The organism is Kingella pumchi, from assembly GCF_022288825.1.
Taxonomy (GTDB): Bacteria; Pseudomonadota; Gammaproteobacteria; order Burkholderiales; family Neisseriaceae; genus Kingella_D; species Kingella_D pumchi.
The window spans coordinates 1-305 of the sequence record NZ_JAKOOW010000051.1 but is presented as its reverse complement, the minus strand read 5'-3'; the positions used below and the strand labels follow the sequence as shown (position 1 = coordinate 305).

1 pseudogene is annotated in these 305 nt (G+C 55.1%); it reads right to left on the bottom strand.

The window, feature by feature from the left end:
• Positions 1–305: pseudogene (locus MB824_RS10745) on the bottom strand (transposase); the annotation flags it as partial.

The window sequence follows — 305 nt, the reverse complement described above, 5'->3', positions numbered from 1 at the left end:
TCAATGACGGCGGCGGATGCTTTCTCTATTTTTAGGTTTTTTTCGGTCAGTTGGCGGTTAATCAGTTCCGGCAATTCGGACAGGGTGTTGTCTTGCGCCGCCGGTTGCGGTAGCGGCATAAGGTGCTGTAATCGGGGATGCTCAGTTCGTCGAAACGGCAAAAAAGGTTGAAATCGATGCGGGTGATGAGGCTGTGTTCGAGTTCGGGATCGGAGAGGCTGTGCCATTGTCCGAGCAGGACGGCTTTGAACATGGATAGCAGGGGATAGGCGGGACGGCCGCGGTGGTCTCGAAGGTAACGGGTT